The sequence below is a fragment of the Nocardia sp. NPDC004604 genome (genome assembly GCF_040609795.1).
Lineage (GTDB): Bacteria > Actinomycetota > Actinomycetes > Mycobacteriales > Mycobacteriaceae > Nocardia.
Genome location: NZ_JBEXLC010000110.1, coordinates 14,336 through 29,566, shown reverse-complemented (window position 1 = coordinate 29,566; position 15,231 = coordinate 14,336). Strand labels below are relative to the sequence as shown.

The 15,231-nt window shown below is 66.9% G+C and carries 11 protein-coding genes; 3 read left to right on the top strand and 8 right to left on the bottom strand.

Annotated features, from left to right (window positions below; genetic code table 11):
- The first annotated feature begins 868 nt into the window (after positions 1-868).
- Complete coding sequence (locus ABZW16_RS31535) at positions 869-1,096, top strand: hypothetical protein (protein WP_354959736.1); 228 nt, start codon at positions 869-871, stop codon at positions 1,094-1,096.
- Between the two features lie 913 nt (positions 1,097-2,009).
- Here ABZW16_RS31535 and ABZW16_RS31530 read toward each other — a convergent pair.
- Positions 2,010-3,566, bottom strand: coding sequence for an alpha/beta fold hydrolase (locus tag ABZW16_RS31530; protein WP_354959735.1), 1,557 nt, complete (start codon positions 3,564-3,566; stop codon positions 2,010-2,012).
- 491 nt (positions 3,567-4,057) lie between these two features.
- Between ABZW16_RS31530 and ABZW16_RS31525 the strand changes: the two genes are divergently transcribed.
- On the top strand, positions 4,058-5,314 hold the full coding sequence (locus ABZW16_RS31525; RefSeq protein ID WP_354959734.1) for a lipase family protein: 1,257 nt from the start codon (positions 4,058-4,060) through the stop codon (positions 5,312-5,314).
- A gap of 808 nt (positions 5,315-6,122) precedes the next feature.
- On the opposite strand, the gene ABZW16_RS31520 is transcribed toward ABZW16_RS31525, so the two are convergent.
- The 7 genes from ABZW16_RS31520 to ABZW16_RS31490 form a co-directional block, all read right to left on the bottom strand.
- The gene (locus ABZW16_RS31520; protein ID WP_354959733.1) at positions 6,123-7,634 is read right to left on the bottom strand and encodes an FAD/NAD(P)-binding oxidoreductase; all 1,512 of its coding nucleotides are present in this window, start codon (positions 7,632-7,634) and stop codon (positions 6,123-6,125) included.
- Positions 7,634-7,984: a (2Fe-2S)-binding protein gene (locus tag ABZW16_RS31515; protein WP_354959732.1), complete on the bottom strand. Its 351-nt coding sequence runs from the start codon at positions 7,982-7,984 to the stop codon at positions 7,634-7,636. The genes ABZW16_RS31520 and ABZW16_RS31515 overlap by 1 nt, the downstream gene beginning before the upstream one ends.
- Positions 7,981-9,159, bottom strand: coding sequence for an FAD-binding oxidoreductase (locus tag ABZW16_RS31510; protein ID WP_354959731.1), 1,179 nt, complete (start codon positions 9,157-9,159; stop codon positions 7,981-7,983). The genes ABZW16_RS31515 and ABZW16_RS31510 overlap by 4 nt, the downstream gene beginning before the upstream one ends.
- Positions 9,160-9,190: 31 nt before the next feature.
- On the bottom strand, positions 9,191-10,183 hold the full coding sequence (locus ABZW16_RS31505; protein WP_354959730.1) for a proline racemase family protein: 993 nt from the start codon (positions 10,181-10,183) through the stop codon (positions 9,191-9,193).
- Positions 10,184-10,243: 60 nt separating this feature from the next.
- Positions 10,244-11,686: an aldehyde dehydrogenase (NADP(+)) gene (locus tag ABZW16_RS31500; protein ID WP_354959729.1), complete on the bottom strand. Its 1,443-nt coding sequence runs from the start codon at positions 11,684-11,686 to the stop codon at positions 10,244-10,246.
- A gap of 33 nt (positions 11,687-11,719) precedes the next feature.
- Positions 11,720-12,748, bottom strand: coding sequence for an ornithine cyclodeaminase family protein (locus ABZW16_RS31495; protein WP_354959728.1), 1,029 nt, complete (start codon positions 12,746-12,748; stop codon positions 11,720-11,722).
- A 140-nt stretch (positions 12,749-12,888) separates the two neighbouring features.
- Complete coding sequence (locus ABZW16_RS31490; RefSeq protein ID WP_354959727.1) at positions 12,889-13,797, bottom strand: dihydrodipicolinate synthase family protein; 909 nt, start codon at positions 13,795-13,797, stop codon at positions 12,889-12,891.
- A 249-nt stretch (positions 13,798-14,046) separates the two neighbouring features.
- Between ABZW16_RS31490 and ABZW16_RS31485 the strand changes: the two genes are divergently transcribed.
- Positions 14,047-15,201: a branched-chain amino acid ABC transporter substrate-binding protein gene (locus ABZW16_RS31485; RefSeq protein ID WP_354959726.1), complete on the top strand. Its 1,155-nt coding sequence runs from the start codon at positions 14,047-14,049 to the stop codon at positions 15,199-15,201.
- The last annotated feature ends 30 nt before the right edge of the window (positions 15,202-15,231 follow it).

Below are 15,231 nucleotides of genomic sequence, written 5' to 3'. Positions count from 1 at the left end.
GGGGCGGCCCCCCGCCCGCCCCCCCGCGTCCGCCCTGACTCGGCGCTCGCCAGGGCGGCGCGCGTCGGCACGTCGCGGCGCGCTGAACACGGCAGAGAACCGAGTCCAGTCCTGCGCGTTATTTGCAACACCATGCGATGCAGCAGGCCGAGACGAACGAGGGATCATGACCACGCGGTAATACGCCCCACAGCCCAGGAGGGCCGGACACCCGGTATGCCCTCAAGCCGGAAGGGAGACGTTACGAGAGCGGGGCCGATATGAAGGGGGTGCTGGCAGTAGGGGAGTGGGGGTGAGGGGATGAGGGGGTGGCCCTGTTCGCCTGTTCTGGCATCCGCTTTGGCGACGTGGCAGGACGCGGACTAATCACCTCTGGTCGCTTTCCCGATCACCGGACCGTGCTGGGCACGACGTGAGCCGTCCCCGACTTACCTCCCGCAGCCGAGCACGAAACGGCCGGCCGCTACCCCGGTCAACTGGCTGTGGTCCCGAGTGCGACCGTCACGAACCGGAGGAATGTGCCGTCGAGGTACCAGCTACCGCACCACCACCGGACTCCGTTCCGCTCCAGGCCATTCCCAGTCGGGGAATTGGGCGACGCCGACCTGAACACGTGCCCTGTAGACGCAAGCCCCAGCCGCGGTAGTCGACCATCGTCACCCCGATGTCGGGCAGCTGATCGAGGTAGCGGCAGCATGTCCTTTCCGGTGGGGCGACCTGACTGATTCGAGGGCTATCACAACCGCAGTGGGCATCAAGAGCGCCTACGGCGTCACTACGTGATCAGCATTCGCTGACTCTTGACACCCACCACGGCCGTGATCGAGACGCCCTCAGTCAGATCGCCCCACCGGAAAGGACACCCACCATGAGCTACCCCATCGATCAGCTGCCCGACCTCTCCAGCATCGGCGGCACCTGGACCACCGCCATCGCCCGCGACTGCGCCTACGGAGGGCCTGTTCGGGTCGGCGTCGCCCAATTCCCCGACTGGGAATGGCCCTACACCCCCGCCAAGTGCCCGATCCAGCACGGCAGCTGGTACCTCGACGGCACACTCCTCCTCTGCGACGGTTGCGGCAGCGACGGCACCTAAACCACCCGCTCGGGGGCTTCGGCCCCCCACCCTGCCTCCGGGCCACCGGCAACGACGCCGGACAGTGAGCCGCCAACGACGACGACTCCAGGCCCGGACCCCGGTCCCTGACTAACCGGGGAACGCTATCCAGCGCGGACACCGGTCCTTTCCATCCGCGCCGGATAGCACCAAGCTCACGCCTAGAGAACACATCCCGGCTCGGAGTCCCGCCTCCTCATGGCCCCATGATCTGACTTCAGTCCGGGTGAGTAAAGGGCGCTACCGCGTCACTACGTGATGCCTACGGCACCCTTGACTAACCCTCCCTCAGCACAGGACGGCCAGTATGAGGAAGCGGGGGGAGTAGGTGTCGGACATGCGAAATCGGCGAGGGACCGATCCACCCGCCGACGACACATCTGACGACAACAACGACGACACCCACGACAACAACGCCGAAGGCTACCGACGACAATCCTTGCTATTTTCCCTGTTCAGGGCCTTGTCCTGACCCTCGTAATGAAAAGGTCGGGGGTTCGATTCCCCCAGGCGGCTCCAGGTCAGAGGGTGTTTTTGGTGGTTTCTGGACCACTGCTCGAGACCCCGGTGTGCCAACGCTCGGGAGAAGTTCCCGTAGAACGCCTGCTAGTTGGCTTCGGATGTTCAGGTTGCGGGTCGCTGTGGAGACAGTGAGATTGGTTGGTCGTGGGGTAGCCAGGCTGCGATGGTGTTGAGGGCTGACTGCGACTTTCCCTGCTGCTGGCGGCGTTCGGTGCGGTGTTCCCATCGGCCATGCCTGAGCGGTGGCATGCCCGGACGGAGTTCTGTCTGGCGTCGATGACGCGACCGAGCGAGGTCGGTGAGCTGACCGTGGGGGTGTCGATCGGGATACCGGCCCCGTGCGGATCAATAAGTCGTTCAAGTACACCAGTTAGTAGTCGGGGAGATGGTTGGGGTCGCGTTGGCAGGTGATGTCGGCATCGGGGAGGGTGCCGTCGCGGAAGTAGGTGTTGACGACGTCGTTCACGCATTGGCTCAGGTCGGCGCGGAGGATGCCGTGAACGCGGGTGTCTGCCAGTGTGACCATTCGTGACGCTGTCAGGTCCTGGTGCAGTGCAAGGCCTTGCTGGTAGGCGGTGCGGGTGTCGCGGGTTGCGTGCAAGATCAGGGCTGGTGTCGGGTTGTGCACTTCGGTGGGTGGCTCGATCGGGTCCGGCCAGAACGCGCAGGCGGTGATGTTGTTGGCGAACGCGCCGAACACTGGTTGGGTGGCTCGGACGTCTTCGATGTTGCGGCGATACCAGGCCGGATCTCGGGGTGCGGCCTTGTCGCCGCACATGACTGCGGCCATGCCCGAGGCGTCCAGCGAAACGGGGCCGCTGATCTTCGTTTTCAGCTGCGTCATGTCGATGGGCAGCCCGGACACTGCGTCGGCCACGACCCGCACGACCTCGGCGAGGTTGGTGTTCTTCTGCGGATTCGACAGCATCGCCATCAGCATCACCGGAACGGTGTGTTCATCGATGAGATAGCCGTTGCCGATCACCGGATGCGTGGCGGCACGTCGGATCATGTCCTCGACAAAGGCTCGGACCTGCGGTCCGCTGCTGCCGAAGTGGTAGTCGGCGTCGTGGCGGGCTGCCCAGATCGCCCAGTCGTCGAGCCCGGCCTCGTTGATAGCGCCCATGTCCTGGTACGTGCCGATCCAGTAGCGGTCCGGGTCGATGGCGCCGTCCAGCACGATCCGGTCGCTGTGCTGCGGGAACATCTGTGTGTACACCGCGCCCAGGTAGGTGCCGTAGGAGCCGCCGTAATAGTTGAGCTTGCGTTCGCCGAATGCGCTGCGAATGACATCCATGTCCCGGGCGGTATTGCGGGTGGTGATGTGGCGGGCCTTCTCGGGATCGGGTGCCACACAGGACGCAGCCAACGCGGCGGCCAGGGTGGTGTCGCGAGCGTAGCCGAAGGTATCGAAGCCGGCCGAGAACATCATGGTGGGCAGCGGCAGCGCACAATTCACCCGGTCCGATCGGCCGATACCCCGCGGGTCCATGCCGATCAGGTCGTACCGGGCACGGACATCCGGTGTGAGCCGATCCTGGAGGTCGACCATCATGCTCAGGCCCGGACCGCCGGGACCGCCGGGGTTGGACAGCATGATCCCGCGTCTTTGGGCAGGGTCGGTGGCTGGGATGCGCGAGATCGCTACGGTCAGCGTGCGTGAGTCCGGTCGGTTGTAGTCGAGCGGTACAACAACGCCTGCGCATTGAGCCCCCGCGCCATCGAGCACCGCGTCATTGCACGGCTTCCAGTCCAGTTGCTGGTGATAGAACGACTCCAGCCCACCTGGGATGTCATCGACCGGGTCGGCGCTTGCCGGTCCCATGGGCAATGTGGCGAATGCGGCTACCGATATGACCCCGAGAACGAGCCATCGAATCCATGTTATCGGCATTGCATCTCCTGCCCGCGACCTCCGTGTACGCATCCCTGATTCCGTCGCACAGCCATTTCCGGGGGTCTCGGACCAGCACCATACAGACGTTTGCTGAAACGGGCTCGGCGAAGCCGAGATTTTTAGAATCGTCGCCCATGCTTGCCTCGGTCAGATCGATCTTGTGCCTCCAACATCAGGTTTTGCGACGCGAGCCGACGTGCACAAATCACAGACTGGTTGCGATGGCGTCGTATGCCAAGAAATTGCTTGCCATGTCGCGAACAGATATCCGCGTATCGACTCGATCCAGGAGAGCTTTTTTCGCCTTTCTGGGCGGCCGCAACGTTTGTTGAAAACTTTATAAATGTAAATATGAAATCGTTATGCTACCGTGATCCAAATCTGAAGTGTTGTGACCGGTTGGTGCGGGCCCAGAGTGCCTGCGCGTCGGGTAGTTGGACGCGGGAGGCGTGATGGAATTCGGGCATCTGTTGTCGACGTATCGGAAAAATGCTTGCCGCACAGCGTGTTCGGCTACCGATGTGCCTGGTCTGCCGGTCGACGGCACGCCCTGGCAACCAGTGATGTGGTGGCGGATCGGCCGGCTATGGCTTGCGCCCCTCACACTCGCCATGATCATGCTGGCGACAGCATTGTCGATGCCGGTCGCGCGAGCCGCAGTGCTGTCCCCTGGTGACGATCCCTTCTATGCCGCACCCACCGATCTCGCGTCACATCCGAACGGTGCGGTGCTCGGGGCGCGGACGATCCCGCTGCTCGGTTTGCCGATACCGGTGGCGGCGTGGCAATTGCGGTATCGCACAACCGATTCCGAAGAGCATCCGCAGCTGGACGTGACGACGGTGCTGGTGCCGCCGGTGCCCTGGAGCGGGCCGCGGCCGGTGTTGTCGTACCAGGTACCCGAGAACAGTCTCGATACCCGGTGCGCGCCGTCGTCCACGCTGCGCGGCGGACGCGCCACCGACATGGCGAGCACCATGCAGGATGCGCCGTTCATCGCGGAGGCACTGCTGCGTGGATGGGCCGTCGTGGTCAGCGATTTCGAAGGGCCGCAGTCCCGACTCTTCGACGGCGTGACATCCGGACGTGGAGTCCTGGACGGAATCCGGGCCGCACGGTCCTTCCCGCCAGCCGGCATCGATGCCTCGAGCCCGATCGGCGCCTTTGGATACTCGAGCGGAGCCTTCGCCACCCTGTGGGCCACGCAGTTGCGTCGGGAATACGCACCAGACGTGCGATTCGTCGGCACCAGCGCCGGCGGAATCCCCACCGATATCCCGGCCGTGGCACAACGCGCCGACGGTGATGCAGGGGCGATTCTGATCCTGCTCGGGCTGGCCCGCAATGAACCCGACTCCCGGCTGGCCGACTTGCTGAACGACCGGGGCCGCCGCGCGCTGCTCGCCGCAGACACCTCCGCCTGCGGTGCAGATCTGGCTCAGAATTACTCCGACATCCACGTCGACGACTTCGCCACGGTGCCGAACCTGCTAGCGCATCCCGCTTTCCGCAACGCCGCCACGCCCAATGAACTCGGCCGCACCGCCCCCGACACCCCGCTGTACCTGTACCACAGCGTCGCCGACGAGAAGATCCCCGTCGCCGGTTACACCGCCCTCGTCGATAGCTACTGTGCACAGGGCGCCACCCTCACCGCAATCCACTCGCTGTTCCCGACGCACATCGGAGCCGCCGCAGGCGAGGCCACGGGCGGCATGAACTTCCTCGCCGACCGCTTCGCCGGCACCCCACAAGCCCCGGGGTGTGTGGTGCAGTAAGCACCGGCCCATCAGGCCGAGTGCAGGGCGGCCACTTTCGTTGCCCACGGGGACCAAGCGCAGCACCACCCCCAGCGCGATGGCCGTGGTCGCTTCCACCGCCGCCGTCACCAGGGTCGCGGCCACGCCGTCGTTGATGCGAATGGCGAAGGTGCGCTTCAGCGCTGCGACGTCGATCGCGCGGTCGGCACCTGCTGACCTTGGAGAAGGATGCCGCGGACAGCAAAGCAACCGGTCGCCCGACCTCGACACCGGTCGCCGACGCCGGGCCCGTCAGGCGTCATCGGCCTTGCTGAGATTCACTCGCGGTTCGACGGGCTGCACGTGAATGTTCTCAGCCAGACAGCGGCGGCCGCCCACTCGCTGTTGCATTCCAGCACGATCGTGACCAACCGGCTGGATGTCGGTGAGGTGGTGGCGTCGTTGGGGTCGATCCGCAACGTCCGCTTCGTCGACTGCCCGAACCGAGGGCTGCGATCCTGGTACGCGTCGGGTCCCGTCGCCGGATTCGCGGCCCACCCCCGGAGCCTTGCGCTGCCTGCCGGGTTGCGTCGCTGGATGTGCCGGGAATCCGATCAATTGCGCGAAATCTATTGTGCTGCAAGCTCGATCACCTACCTCGAGGTCCGACTCCCTGATCGCGGTGACTCGGAAGCCCTTTCAGTGCCATGTGCCCAGCCTCTCTGCGGGATGCTGGTTCCTCGAAGTATGCCGTCACGTGACACTAAGTTCTGGGTCCTCCGACCGGCACGGCCGAACACGTGTCCGGCCGTGCCGAGAGCAACCAGCGACGGCCGTCCCCGCTTCATCAGCGGGCCTCGTCGGTGGATTTCGAGGTGACCTGGGCCAGAAGTTCCAAGGCTATGGGGGCGCAGAGGGGCTGCTTGGCCAGCGGTCGCAGATCCTCCACGGTGAGGGGTCGGTCCTCGGCGGCAGCGGCCAGCTCGGCTGTGGCGAATCCGCACACGTGCCCCTGGCACCAGCCCATTCCTGGTCGCGCCAGCAGTTTGACAGTCCGTACATCGGTGGCGCCGAGCTCGTCGCGGGCCCGACAGACGCTGTCGAAGCTGACCTCCTCGCACCGGCAGATCGTGGTGTCCGGGGTGAGCCACTCGTGCCAGCGCGCCGGGACCGGGTGCGCCTGGTGCATGGCGGCGGCGAAGACACGGAGGCGCCGGATGCGCGCACGCAGTCGACGAATATGCATGGCGTGGACCTCGAGCGCGTCGGCCGCCGCGATCCCGGCCAGTTCACCCTCGGCTACCGCAAGCAGCGCCCCGCCGACTCCGGTTGCTTCACCGGCGACGTACACCCCTGGCACGGTGCTGCGCTGCGAGTCGTCGACGACGGCGACGAGAGACTGGTCGACGTCGATCCTGGTTTGGGCGCCCACCGCGGTGATGAGCTCCATCGAAGGGGTGAAACCCCAGCCCAGGGCGACCAGGTCTACGTCAACGGTCGTCGTGGGGCCGACAACTCGCCCCGCATGATCAAGCCGGGCCAGTTGGACCGCCTTGGTGCCGGTGGGATCGGCATCGATGCGAGTCACCGCGGTGCGCGTCCGGTACGGGATCCGGTGGCGGGCCAGCGCCAGGGCGTACTCCGCACCCTCGGCGACCTTGGCAGGAAGGGCTGCCACGGCGCGGGCGTGGCGCGCCCATCCGGTCAGGGTATTGGCCTCGCACACGGCCACGACTGTCGCTCCGGCATCGGCGAGCTGCTTGGCGACCGGAAGGAGGAAGGGGCCCGTTCCCGCGACGACAGCGCGTTGGCCGGCGAGTGTGCGGTGTCCCTTCAGCAGGGCTTGTACGCCGCCAGCAGCCATGACTCCGGGGAGGTCCCAACCGGGGACGGGCAGCTGGCGGTCGTACCCACCCGGACAGAGAATCAGCCTGGCGGCGACGACGTGCCTGGGCGTCGCCTCAGCGGTGTCGACGCCCACGATCGTCGAAGTGAGGTGGAGGGTCCAGCCCCCTTCCCGGTCATCGGCGCCGGTCGGCGCCGCGGGCTCCACGAACCACACCTGGGCATTGGGAAGGTGCACCACCGCGCCCATCTGCCGGTGTCGGCGCAGCTTCTCACGAAGCTCGGTGAACAGCTTCCAGTCGTGATGGCCTTCCGCCTCCGGCCCACGTGGGGCGCGCTCGTCCGGATGACGCCAGTACTGGCCGCCGATCTGGGCACCAGCGTCCACCAGCACGACGGTCTTGCCCCGGTCGGCCGCAGCTACTGCGGCCGCCAGGCCGGCTGGGCCGGCACCGACGACCGCTACGTCAAACGTGCCGACCGCTTGTCCAGCAGGGGTCGGGTTGGTGCTCATCACTTGGTCCCTCCGTCGTTGGGAGCGTCAGTTGCCGCACCGAGCGGTGCAGCGGTCGTGCTCAGCTGCATGCCTTCGCAGACGGGGACGAGGCAGGCGCGCTGGTTGGGTGCGCCGTCGACGGTGATCAGGCAGTCGTAGCAGATCCCGATGCCACAGAAGAGGCCTCGGGGGCGGCCGTTCTTCCGGGTGGTGCGCCAGGACTGGATCCCGGCGTCGATGAGTGCCGCACCCACGGTCTGGCCGGGGTGGGCGAGGAGTTCCTGGCCGTCGAGGGTGAGGTGTACGACGGACGTGCCGCCGTCCTCGACCGTCCGCGGACCGGCCTGGGTTTTCGGATGTCTTGTCATGCGTGGTCACCAGCCGAGAAGCGAGCGGGGGCGAAGGGGGAGAGGTCCAGGTCGGGCGACTTGTCGGCCATGGCCTGAGCCAACAGCTTCGCGGTGCCGACCGACAGCCCTATGCCGGCGCCCTCGTGCCCGGTCGCGTGCCACATCCCGGTAAGGCGGGAGTCGTGGCCGATCACGGGCAGATGGTCGGGGCAGTACGGCCGGAACCCCAGGTAGGTGCGCATGATGCGGACCCGGGCCAGCGAGGGGAACAACGCCAGTGCCTTGGCCGCGATCTCGCGGAGGACCGGCAACGACACGGTGCGGTCGAACCCGACCCGCTCCCGCGAGGACCCGATCAGGATGGTCCCGGCCTGCGTTCCCTCGATCACGGTAGAGGTCTGCAGGCCTTCGTCGGAGGAGTGCGTCGAGGCGACGTACTCGCCGGCATACACTTTGCGGTTGATCGTGGGCGGCAGCGGCTCGGTCACGAGCACGAAGCCACGCCGGGGAAGGACGGGTACGTCGACCCCAGCCATCGCCGCGATCTCGCTCGCCCAGGTGCCGGCGGCGTTCACCACGTGGTCGCAGGCGATCGTTCCTCGACTGGTGCGGACGGCTTTGACCCGTCGTTCGCCACCCAGGTCACGGTGCTCGATCCCGGTGACTTCGATACCTGTGGAGACGACAGCCCCCATGCCGCGTGCCAGCCGCAGCAGATGGGCGGTAAGAAGCATGGGCTGCACTTGGGCGTCTTGCGGGTAGTACGCGGCTGCCGCCAGGCCGGTACGGATGTTCGGCTCGTACTGGCGGATGTCGGCTGCGTCGACGTCCACGGTCTCGATGCCTGCCAGGCGCTGACGGGCGCCGAGTTCCCGTAGCGCGTCAGCGCCCTCGGGGCTCGACGCGACGACGAAGCCGCCCTTGGACTCGAACTCCCATAGCTGACCGAACTCGGCCAGGTCGTCGTGCCACACCGAGTGCGAGTACAGAGCCAGGTCCAGCTCATGGCCGGCCTCCTTGTCCGACACCAGCAGGTTGCCCTCACCCGCGCTACTGGTCCCCGACGCAACCTGGCCCTGCTCGAGCACCTGCACGCGGAAGCCTTCCCGCGCCAGGAAGTACGCGCAGGCCGCGCCGACCGCACCCGCGCCGATCACCACGACTTCTGCGCCCTTGGGCAGGTGATCGCTCATGCCACCCTCCCGGGAGGTCCGCAAAGTGCGGTCACAGCAGGAACCCCGCAGGGAATGGGTCGGTGGGATCGAGCATGTACTGCGCGGTGCCGGTGACCCATGCCCGTCCGGTGATGGTGGGTACGACGGCACGAATCGTCTCGCCGTCCTCGGTGCCCGGCAGCTCGACCTCCTCGATGAGTCGGCCGACGAACTTGGACCCGATGAACGACTCGTTGACGAAGTCGGTGTGGAGGTCGAGCTCGCCGCGCGCGTGCAGCTGTGCCATCCGGGCACTGGTGCCGGTGCCGCAGGGCGACCGGTCGAACCAACCGGGGTAGATCGCCATGGCATGCCGGGAGTGCTGGGCGGTGGCATCCGGCGCCTTCAGGTACACGTGGTGGCACCCGTTGATGTCCGAGCGTTCCGGGTGCACCGGCCTGGCCTGCTCGTTGATCGCGTCCATGATGGCAAGCCCCGCGTCGATCAGCCGCTGCTTCGCCGCCCTGTCGAACGGTAGGTCGAGGTCGTCGAGGCCGACGATCGCGTAGAAGTTGCCTCCGAACGCGATGTCGTAGCGGACGTCGCCGTACCCCTCGACCTTGACGACCTGGTCCAGCGCGAGGCTGAACGACGGCACGTTCGTGATGGTGACCGACTCCGCGTGTCCGTCTCGTACGGCGACCTCGGCGACGACGAGACCGGCCGGGGTGTCGAGGCGGATCGTGGTCACCGGCTCGACGACGGGGACCATCCCGGTCTCGACCAGCACAGTCGCCGTACCGATGGTGCCGTGGCCACACATCGGAAGGAGTCCCGAGACCTCGATGAAGAGCACGCCGTAGTCGGCATCAGGCCGGGTAGCGGGCTGGAGGATCGATCCGGACATGGAGGCGTGGCCGCGCGGCTCGAACATCAACAGCGTGCGCAGCTCGTCGTTGTTGTCGATGAACCATTGGCGGCGCTCCGCCATCGTGGCACCGGGGAAGACTCCGACGCCGCCGGTGATGACGCGCGTAGGCATGCCCTCGGTGTGTGAGTCCACAGCGTGAATGATGCGTGTTGTCCTCATGTTGCCCTTTCTCGGATGCTCCAGCGGTGCGGATCAGCTCAGCTTCCCGTCAACTCTGCGCGGTACGTCGGCGTCGTCGCGCAGCTCGCTCGGAAGCAGGAAGTCGGGGAATCCTTGATAGGCCACCGGCCTGGTGAACCGATCGATGGCGGCGGTGCCGACCGAGGTGGTCCCGGCAGCGGTGGTTGCCGGATAAGGGCCTCCGTGCTGCTGGGCGTAGGTCACCGAGACGCCCGTGGGCCACTGGTTCCACAGCAGTCGGCCAGCCTTCGAGGCCAGTATGGTCGTCAGCTGCCCGACGATCTGGTCGTCCTCGTTCGCCACCAGGGTCGCGGTGAGCTGTCCCTCCAGCTGCTCCGCGACCTCGACCAGCTGCTGCTCGTCGGCGTACTCGACGATCAGGACGGTCGGGCCGAAACACTCGGCCAGCAGCGCTTCCGGATCGGCCAATAGGTCCTGCACCGAGGTGGACAGGATAGCCGGAGCGGGCGGGTCGTTGAGCGGATCCTCCCCCTCGGCGATCACGGTGACAGCGGGATGCCGGCGCAGCTGCTGCTGGCCACTCAGGTAGCCGGCCGTGATCTTGTCGTTGAGCAGCGGCGCGGCCGACGGCAGCGCGCCGGCGCGCAGCGATGTCAACAAGTGGGAGTCGCCGGGTGCGAGGACCACGCCCGGCTTGGTGCAGAACTGGCCCGCGCCCAGCGTGAAGGACCCGACCAGCCCGGCGGCGATGTCTACGCCGCGGTCGGCGTCCGCGGAAGCAGTGACGAACACCGGGTTCACCGACCCGAGCTCGCCGTAGAACGGGATCGGCTCCGGGCGCGACGACGCCAGGTCGAACAGCGCTCGCCCGCCGGGGATGGAGCCGGTGAACGCCGCAGCCTTCACCTGCGGGTGCGTCAGCACGACCACCCCGGCCTCTTGGCCGTAGACGATCTGCAGGAGCCCGCTCGGTGCGTCGAGCTCGTCGAACGCCTCGGTCACCACCTGCGCCGTCGCGGCGGAGAGCCCGACATGGCCCGGATGTGCCTTCACGATCACGGAGCATCCGGCAGCGAGGGCAGAGGCGGTGTCGCCGCCGGCCACGGAGAATGCGAAGGGGAAGTTGGAGGCGGCGAACACTACCACCGGGCCGTAGGGGACGCGGGTGCGCCGCAGGTCCGGACGCGGCCCCATCGACCAGTCCGGATCCGCGTGGTCCACGCGCGCGTCCAGGTAGCCGCCCTCGTTCACCGTCTCGGCGAACAGCCTCAGCTGGAACGTCGTACGCGCCAGCTCGCCGCGGAGCCGTTGCTCGGCGAGGTGCGTCTCCCGGATGGCGAGCGGGACCAGGATGTCGGCGGCACCATCGAGCCGATCCGCAACGGCCCGCAGCACTGCGGCGCGCTCGGTGCGGGTTCGGCTGGACCACTGCGTCGCGGCCCGTTGCGCACCGAGGACGATATCGTCGATGCGGTCGGTGCGGGTGTCATACATAATTCCTCCAACGTGGACAGACATTTTGGTGCGTCACGCGCGTTGCCGGTAGCGGTCGTAGGCATGCTGCGCCACGACCAGGTCCTCCCAGGCCATGCCAACTCCGGAGAAGACTGCCGGGCGACCGGGCGACGGGGTGAAGCGGCCGGTTACCAGTTCGGTCAGGTTGGCCAGCGGGTGTCCGCGCTCAGCGCCCGCGACCCACTCGGTCGCTGGCCGGGCAAGGAGCAGGTTGCCCGACTCACGCATCGCCGCGGCACGGCTCTCCACCACGACGTCGGCATTGAGCACCAGCTCCGTGGGGAGTTCGCGCTTGTCGGGGCCGTGTACGCCGATCGCGCAGACCACGGCATCGCCGGGTATGTCGCCGGCGTCGAAGAGGGGAGTGCGGGAGGACGTGGCACAGACAATGAGGTCCGCCCGCGACAGGTCCCGCGCGGCGTCGGCGGGTCGGACAGGAGCGCCGAGAGCGGCCGACCGTGCGACGAGCGCGTCTACCCCCTCGGGGCGGCGTCCCACCACGGCGATGTCGTCAGGGTGCAGGACCGCGTTGAGGTACGCGATGTGACGCTCAGCCTGCGGGCCGGTGCCGAAGACCACCACCCGCTGTGCGCGTACCGCGGATTCGGGGTCTACGCCGCGGTGGGCGGCGATGAGGTGTTGGGCGGCCATCACCGTAGTGGCCGGGGTGCGCACCAGTGTCAGCTCCGCAGCGTCGAGAACCGCCAGTGGCGCGTGGTGCTCGGTTTCGAACAAGACGTAGACGCCTTGGACGTTCGGGTGTCCATCCTTGGGGTTGCCCGGCGCGAGGGTGAGGACCTTGACCCCCGACGCGCCGCCGGTAGCGCTGGGCATCATCAGGAACTCGGCGCCCGGCCCGGCGGGAGCGAAGAGCCTCGGGCTGTCCTGTTCGGGATCGATGCGTCCTGATACGAGAGCCTCGGTGAGGACGCGGACCGCACTGGGTCCGTCGACGAGGTCCGCGATGGCGACTGCGCTGAGGTGGGCCGGACCAGTCCAACGACCACCTGCGCCGGCAGACTGCCCACTGGGTGCCATCATGATCTCTTCCTCTCCGAGGCTCTCGCCCCTCATCAGCAACACAGGATCGTTCTGTGATCCTGGGCTGCTTGCCTAGGGTGTGTCTCTCGATGCCGGCCGGCTAGTCCATGGCATGGGATCGACAGACACGCCAACTACGATCAGCGGTAGCCCTTGGCCAGAGCAGCCTCGGTGTCGCGGCGTATCGCCTCGGCCTGCTCTGCGGTCAATGGGCTGCGCGGCGGGCGGCACTGACCGCCCTTGCGGCCGGCGATGTCCATCGACAGCTTGATCGCCTGGACGAACTCGGTCTTCGAATCCCACCGCAGCAGGGAGTGCAGGTCGCGGTAGAGCGGCATGGCCGCCGTCAGGTCCTCGACGTTGCCGGAGGTTGCCAGCCGGTACAGCTTGGCGGTGGCCTCGGGAATCGCGTTGGGGTAGCCCGCGATCCAGCCGACCGCGCCGGCCAGGCCGAACTCGACCACGACGTCGTCGGAGCCGATGAGGATGTCCAGATCCGGCGCCAGCTCCTGGATCTCGTAGACGCGGCGAACGTCGCCGGAGAACTCCTTGACCGCCTTGATCAGACCCTCCGAGTGGAGTTCGGCCAGCAGGTCCGGGGTCAGGTCGACCTTGGTGTCGTAAGGGTTGTTGTACGCCACGATCGGAACCCCGACCTTGGCAGCCTCGCGATAGTGGTTGAGCACCGATTGACGGTCCGCACGGTAGATGTTCGGCGGAAGCATCAGCACCGACTGGGCGCCCACCTCGGCCGCCTGCTCGATCCAGCGGACAGTCTCCCGCGAGCCGTACGCCGCCACGCCGGGCATCACGCCGAACCCTTCGGGGGAGGCCTGCACCGCCACCTCGACCACGCGGGCGCGCTCTTCGGGGGTCAGCGTCTGGTACTCGCCCAGCGAGCCGGACGGGCACACGCCGTCGGTGCTGTTGGCGGCCAGCCATGCGACGTGCCTGGCGTAGCCGTCGTAGTCGACGCTGAGGTCGTCGTTGAACGGCAGTGCGGTCGCGGTGTAGAGGCCGCGCCAGGGATTCTCTTTCGAGATGGTCATGTTGTGAAGTCTCCTGGATCAAGGTTGCGCACGAATAGAATGTGATATTGCACTGCGATTCGCAAGAGGCTTGGTCGGTTAGCCTCCGGGTCGCCGGCTTCAGTCTGCCTCCCGCCCGAACTTTATGCAATGTGCTATTGCACTAGCCGATTTCGGTCTCTACGCTAGGCCTCGGTTCCAGCAGAGTCACACCGCGGTGGCTTAGCGCGGACCTGACGCCTGAGGCGTTGACCAGGAGTGGAGATACACATGATTCGTAAGACGTGGATCGGCGCCACGGCGGCAGTCGCTCTGACTTTGACCCTATCTGCCTGTGGCGGGGGCGGTCTGGCGGCGGGCGGCGGAGGTGACGGCGGAAAGGGCGACATCCGGCTGGGCATGGCGGCGCCGCTGAGCGGCAGCAGCGCCGCGATCGGGCCGTACATGAAGAACGGCGCGCAGCTCGCGATCGACGAGATCAACGCCTCCGGTGGTGTGCTCGGCCGCAAGCTCGAGCTCGTCCCCGAGGACGATGCGTGTGACCCGAGGACAGCAGCGTCGGCGGCCGCCAAGCTCGTCACGGAGGGCGTGACCGTGTCAGTCGGCGGCTACTGCTCGTCGGCGACCCTGCCGACGCTCTCGATCTTCAACAAGGCCGACGTCCCGATGATCATCCCGGCCGCGAACTCCAACGACCTGGTCAAGAGCAAGCTGTCGAATGTCTTCCTGCTCAACGGCACCGGTGCCCAGCAGGCCCAAGCGGCGGTCGATTTCATCAAGTCCTCAGGCGTCAAGGCCGTCGCGCTCGCAGACGACAACACGTCGTACTCCAAGGACATCAGCACCCGCACCGGGGAGAAACTCGGGGCAGTCGGATCGGTCAAGGTCGTGGACCACGAGTCGGTGACCGCTGGCGAGTCGGACTACTCCGCCGCGGTGACCTCGATCCTCAACGCGAAGCCGGACTTCGTGTACTGGACCGGCTACTACCAAGAGGGCGGGCTGCTCATCAAGCAGCTTCGCGCGGCGGGTTACACCGGCAAGATCATGGTCGCGGACGGATCCGTCGACGAGCAGATGATCTCCATCGCCGGTGCCGCCAACGCCCAGGGCGTGTTTGCGACCATGACGCAGACGCCGCAAACGATTGCTGGCGGCGAGAAGTGGATCGCCGACTACAAGGCCGCCTTCAAGGCCGACCCCGGGCCCTACTCGACGCAGTCGTACGACGCCGTGCGCGTGGCAGCCCAGGCGATCAAGAACGCCAACTCGACCAAGGGCAGCGACATCGTCGCCGCGCTGGAGAAGATCGACGGGTTCCCGATCTTCAGCGGCAAGCTCAAGTTCACCCCGGAGCACACCCTCAGCGAGGGCGGCTTCGGCATCCTCGTGGTCCAGGGCAACACCTTCGCGCTCAACAAGTGACCCTCGGCTCGCGGGCGCCGATGGCCCGCG

What these genes read in the sequence shown, in the direction of transcription:
- ABZW16_RS31510 (WP_354959731.1), bottom strand. Translation starts at nt 9,159, where the DNA reads ATGAGCGATCACCTGCCCAAGGGCGCAGAAGTCGTGGTGATCGGCGCG.
- ABZW16_RS31485 (WP_354959726.1), top strand. Translation starts at nt 14,047, where the DNA reads ATGATTCGTAAGACGTGGATCGGCGCCACGGCGGCAGTCGCTCTGACT.
- ABZW16_RS31535 (WP_354959736.1), top strand. Translation starts at nt 869, where the DNA reads ATGAGCTACCCCATCGATCAGCTGCCCGACCTCTCCAGCATCGGCGGC.
- ABZW16_RS31520 (WP_354959733.1), bottom strand. Translation starts at nt 7,634, where the DNA reads ATGAGCACCAACCCGACCCCTGCTGGACAAGCGGTCGGCACGTTTGAC.
- ABZW16_RS31500 (WP_354959729.1), bottom strand. Translation starts at nt 11,686, where the DNA reads ATGTATGACACCCGCACCGACCGCATCGACGATATCGTCCTCGGTGCG.
- ABZW16_RS31495 (WP_354959728.1), bottom strand. Translation starts at nt 12,748, where the DNA reads ATGATGGCACCCAGTGGGCAGTCTGCCGGCGCAGGTGGTCGTTGGACT.
- ABZW16_RS31530 (WP_354959735.1), bottom strand. Translation starts at nt 3,566, where the DNA reads ATGCGTACACGGAGGTCGCGGGCAGGAGATGCAATGCCGATAACATGG.
- ABZW16_RS31490 (WP_354959727.1), bottom strand. Translation starts at nt 13,797, where the DNA reads ATGACCATCTCGAAAGAGAATCCCTGGCGCGGCCTCTACACCGCGACC.
- ABZW16_RS31515 (WP_354959732.1), bottom strand. Translation starts at nt 7,984, where the DNA reads ATGACAAGACATCCGAAAACCCAGGCCGGTCCGCGGACGGTCGAGGAC.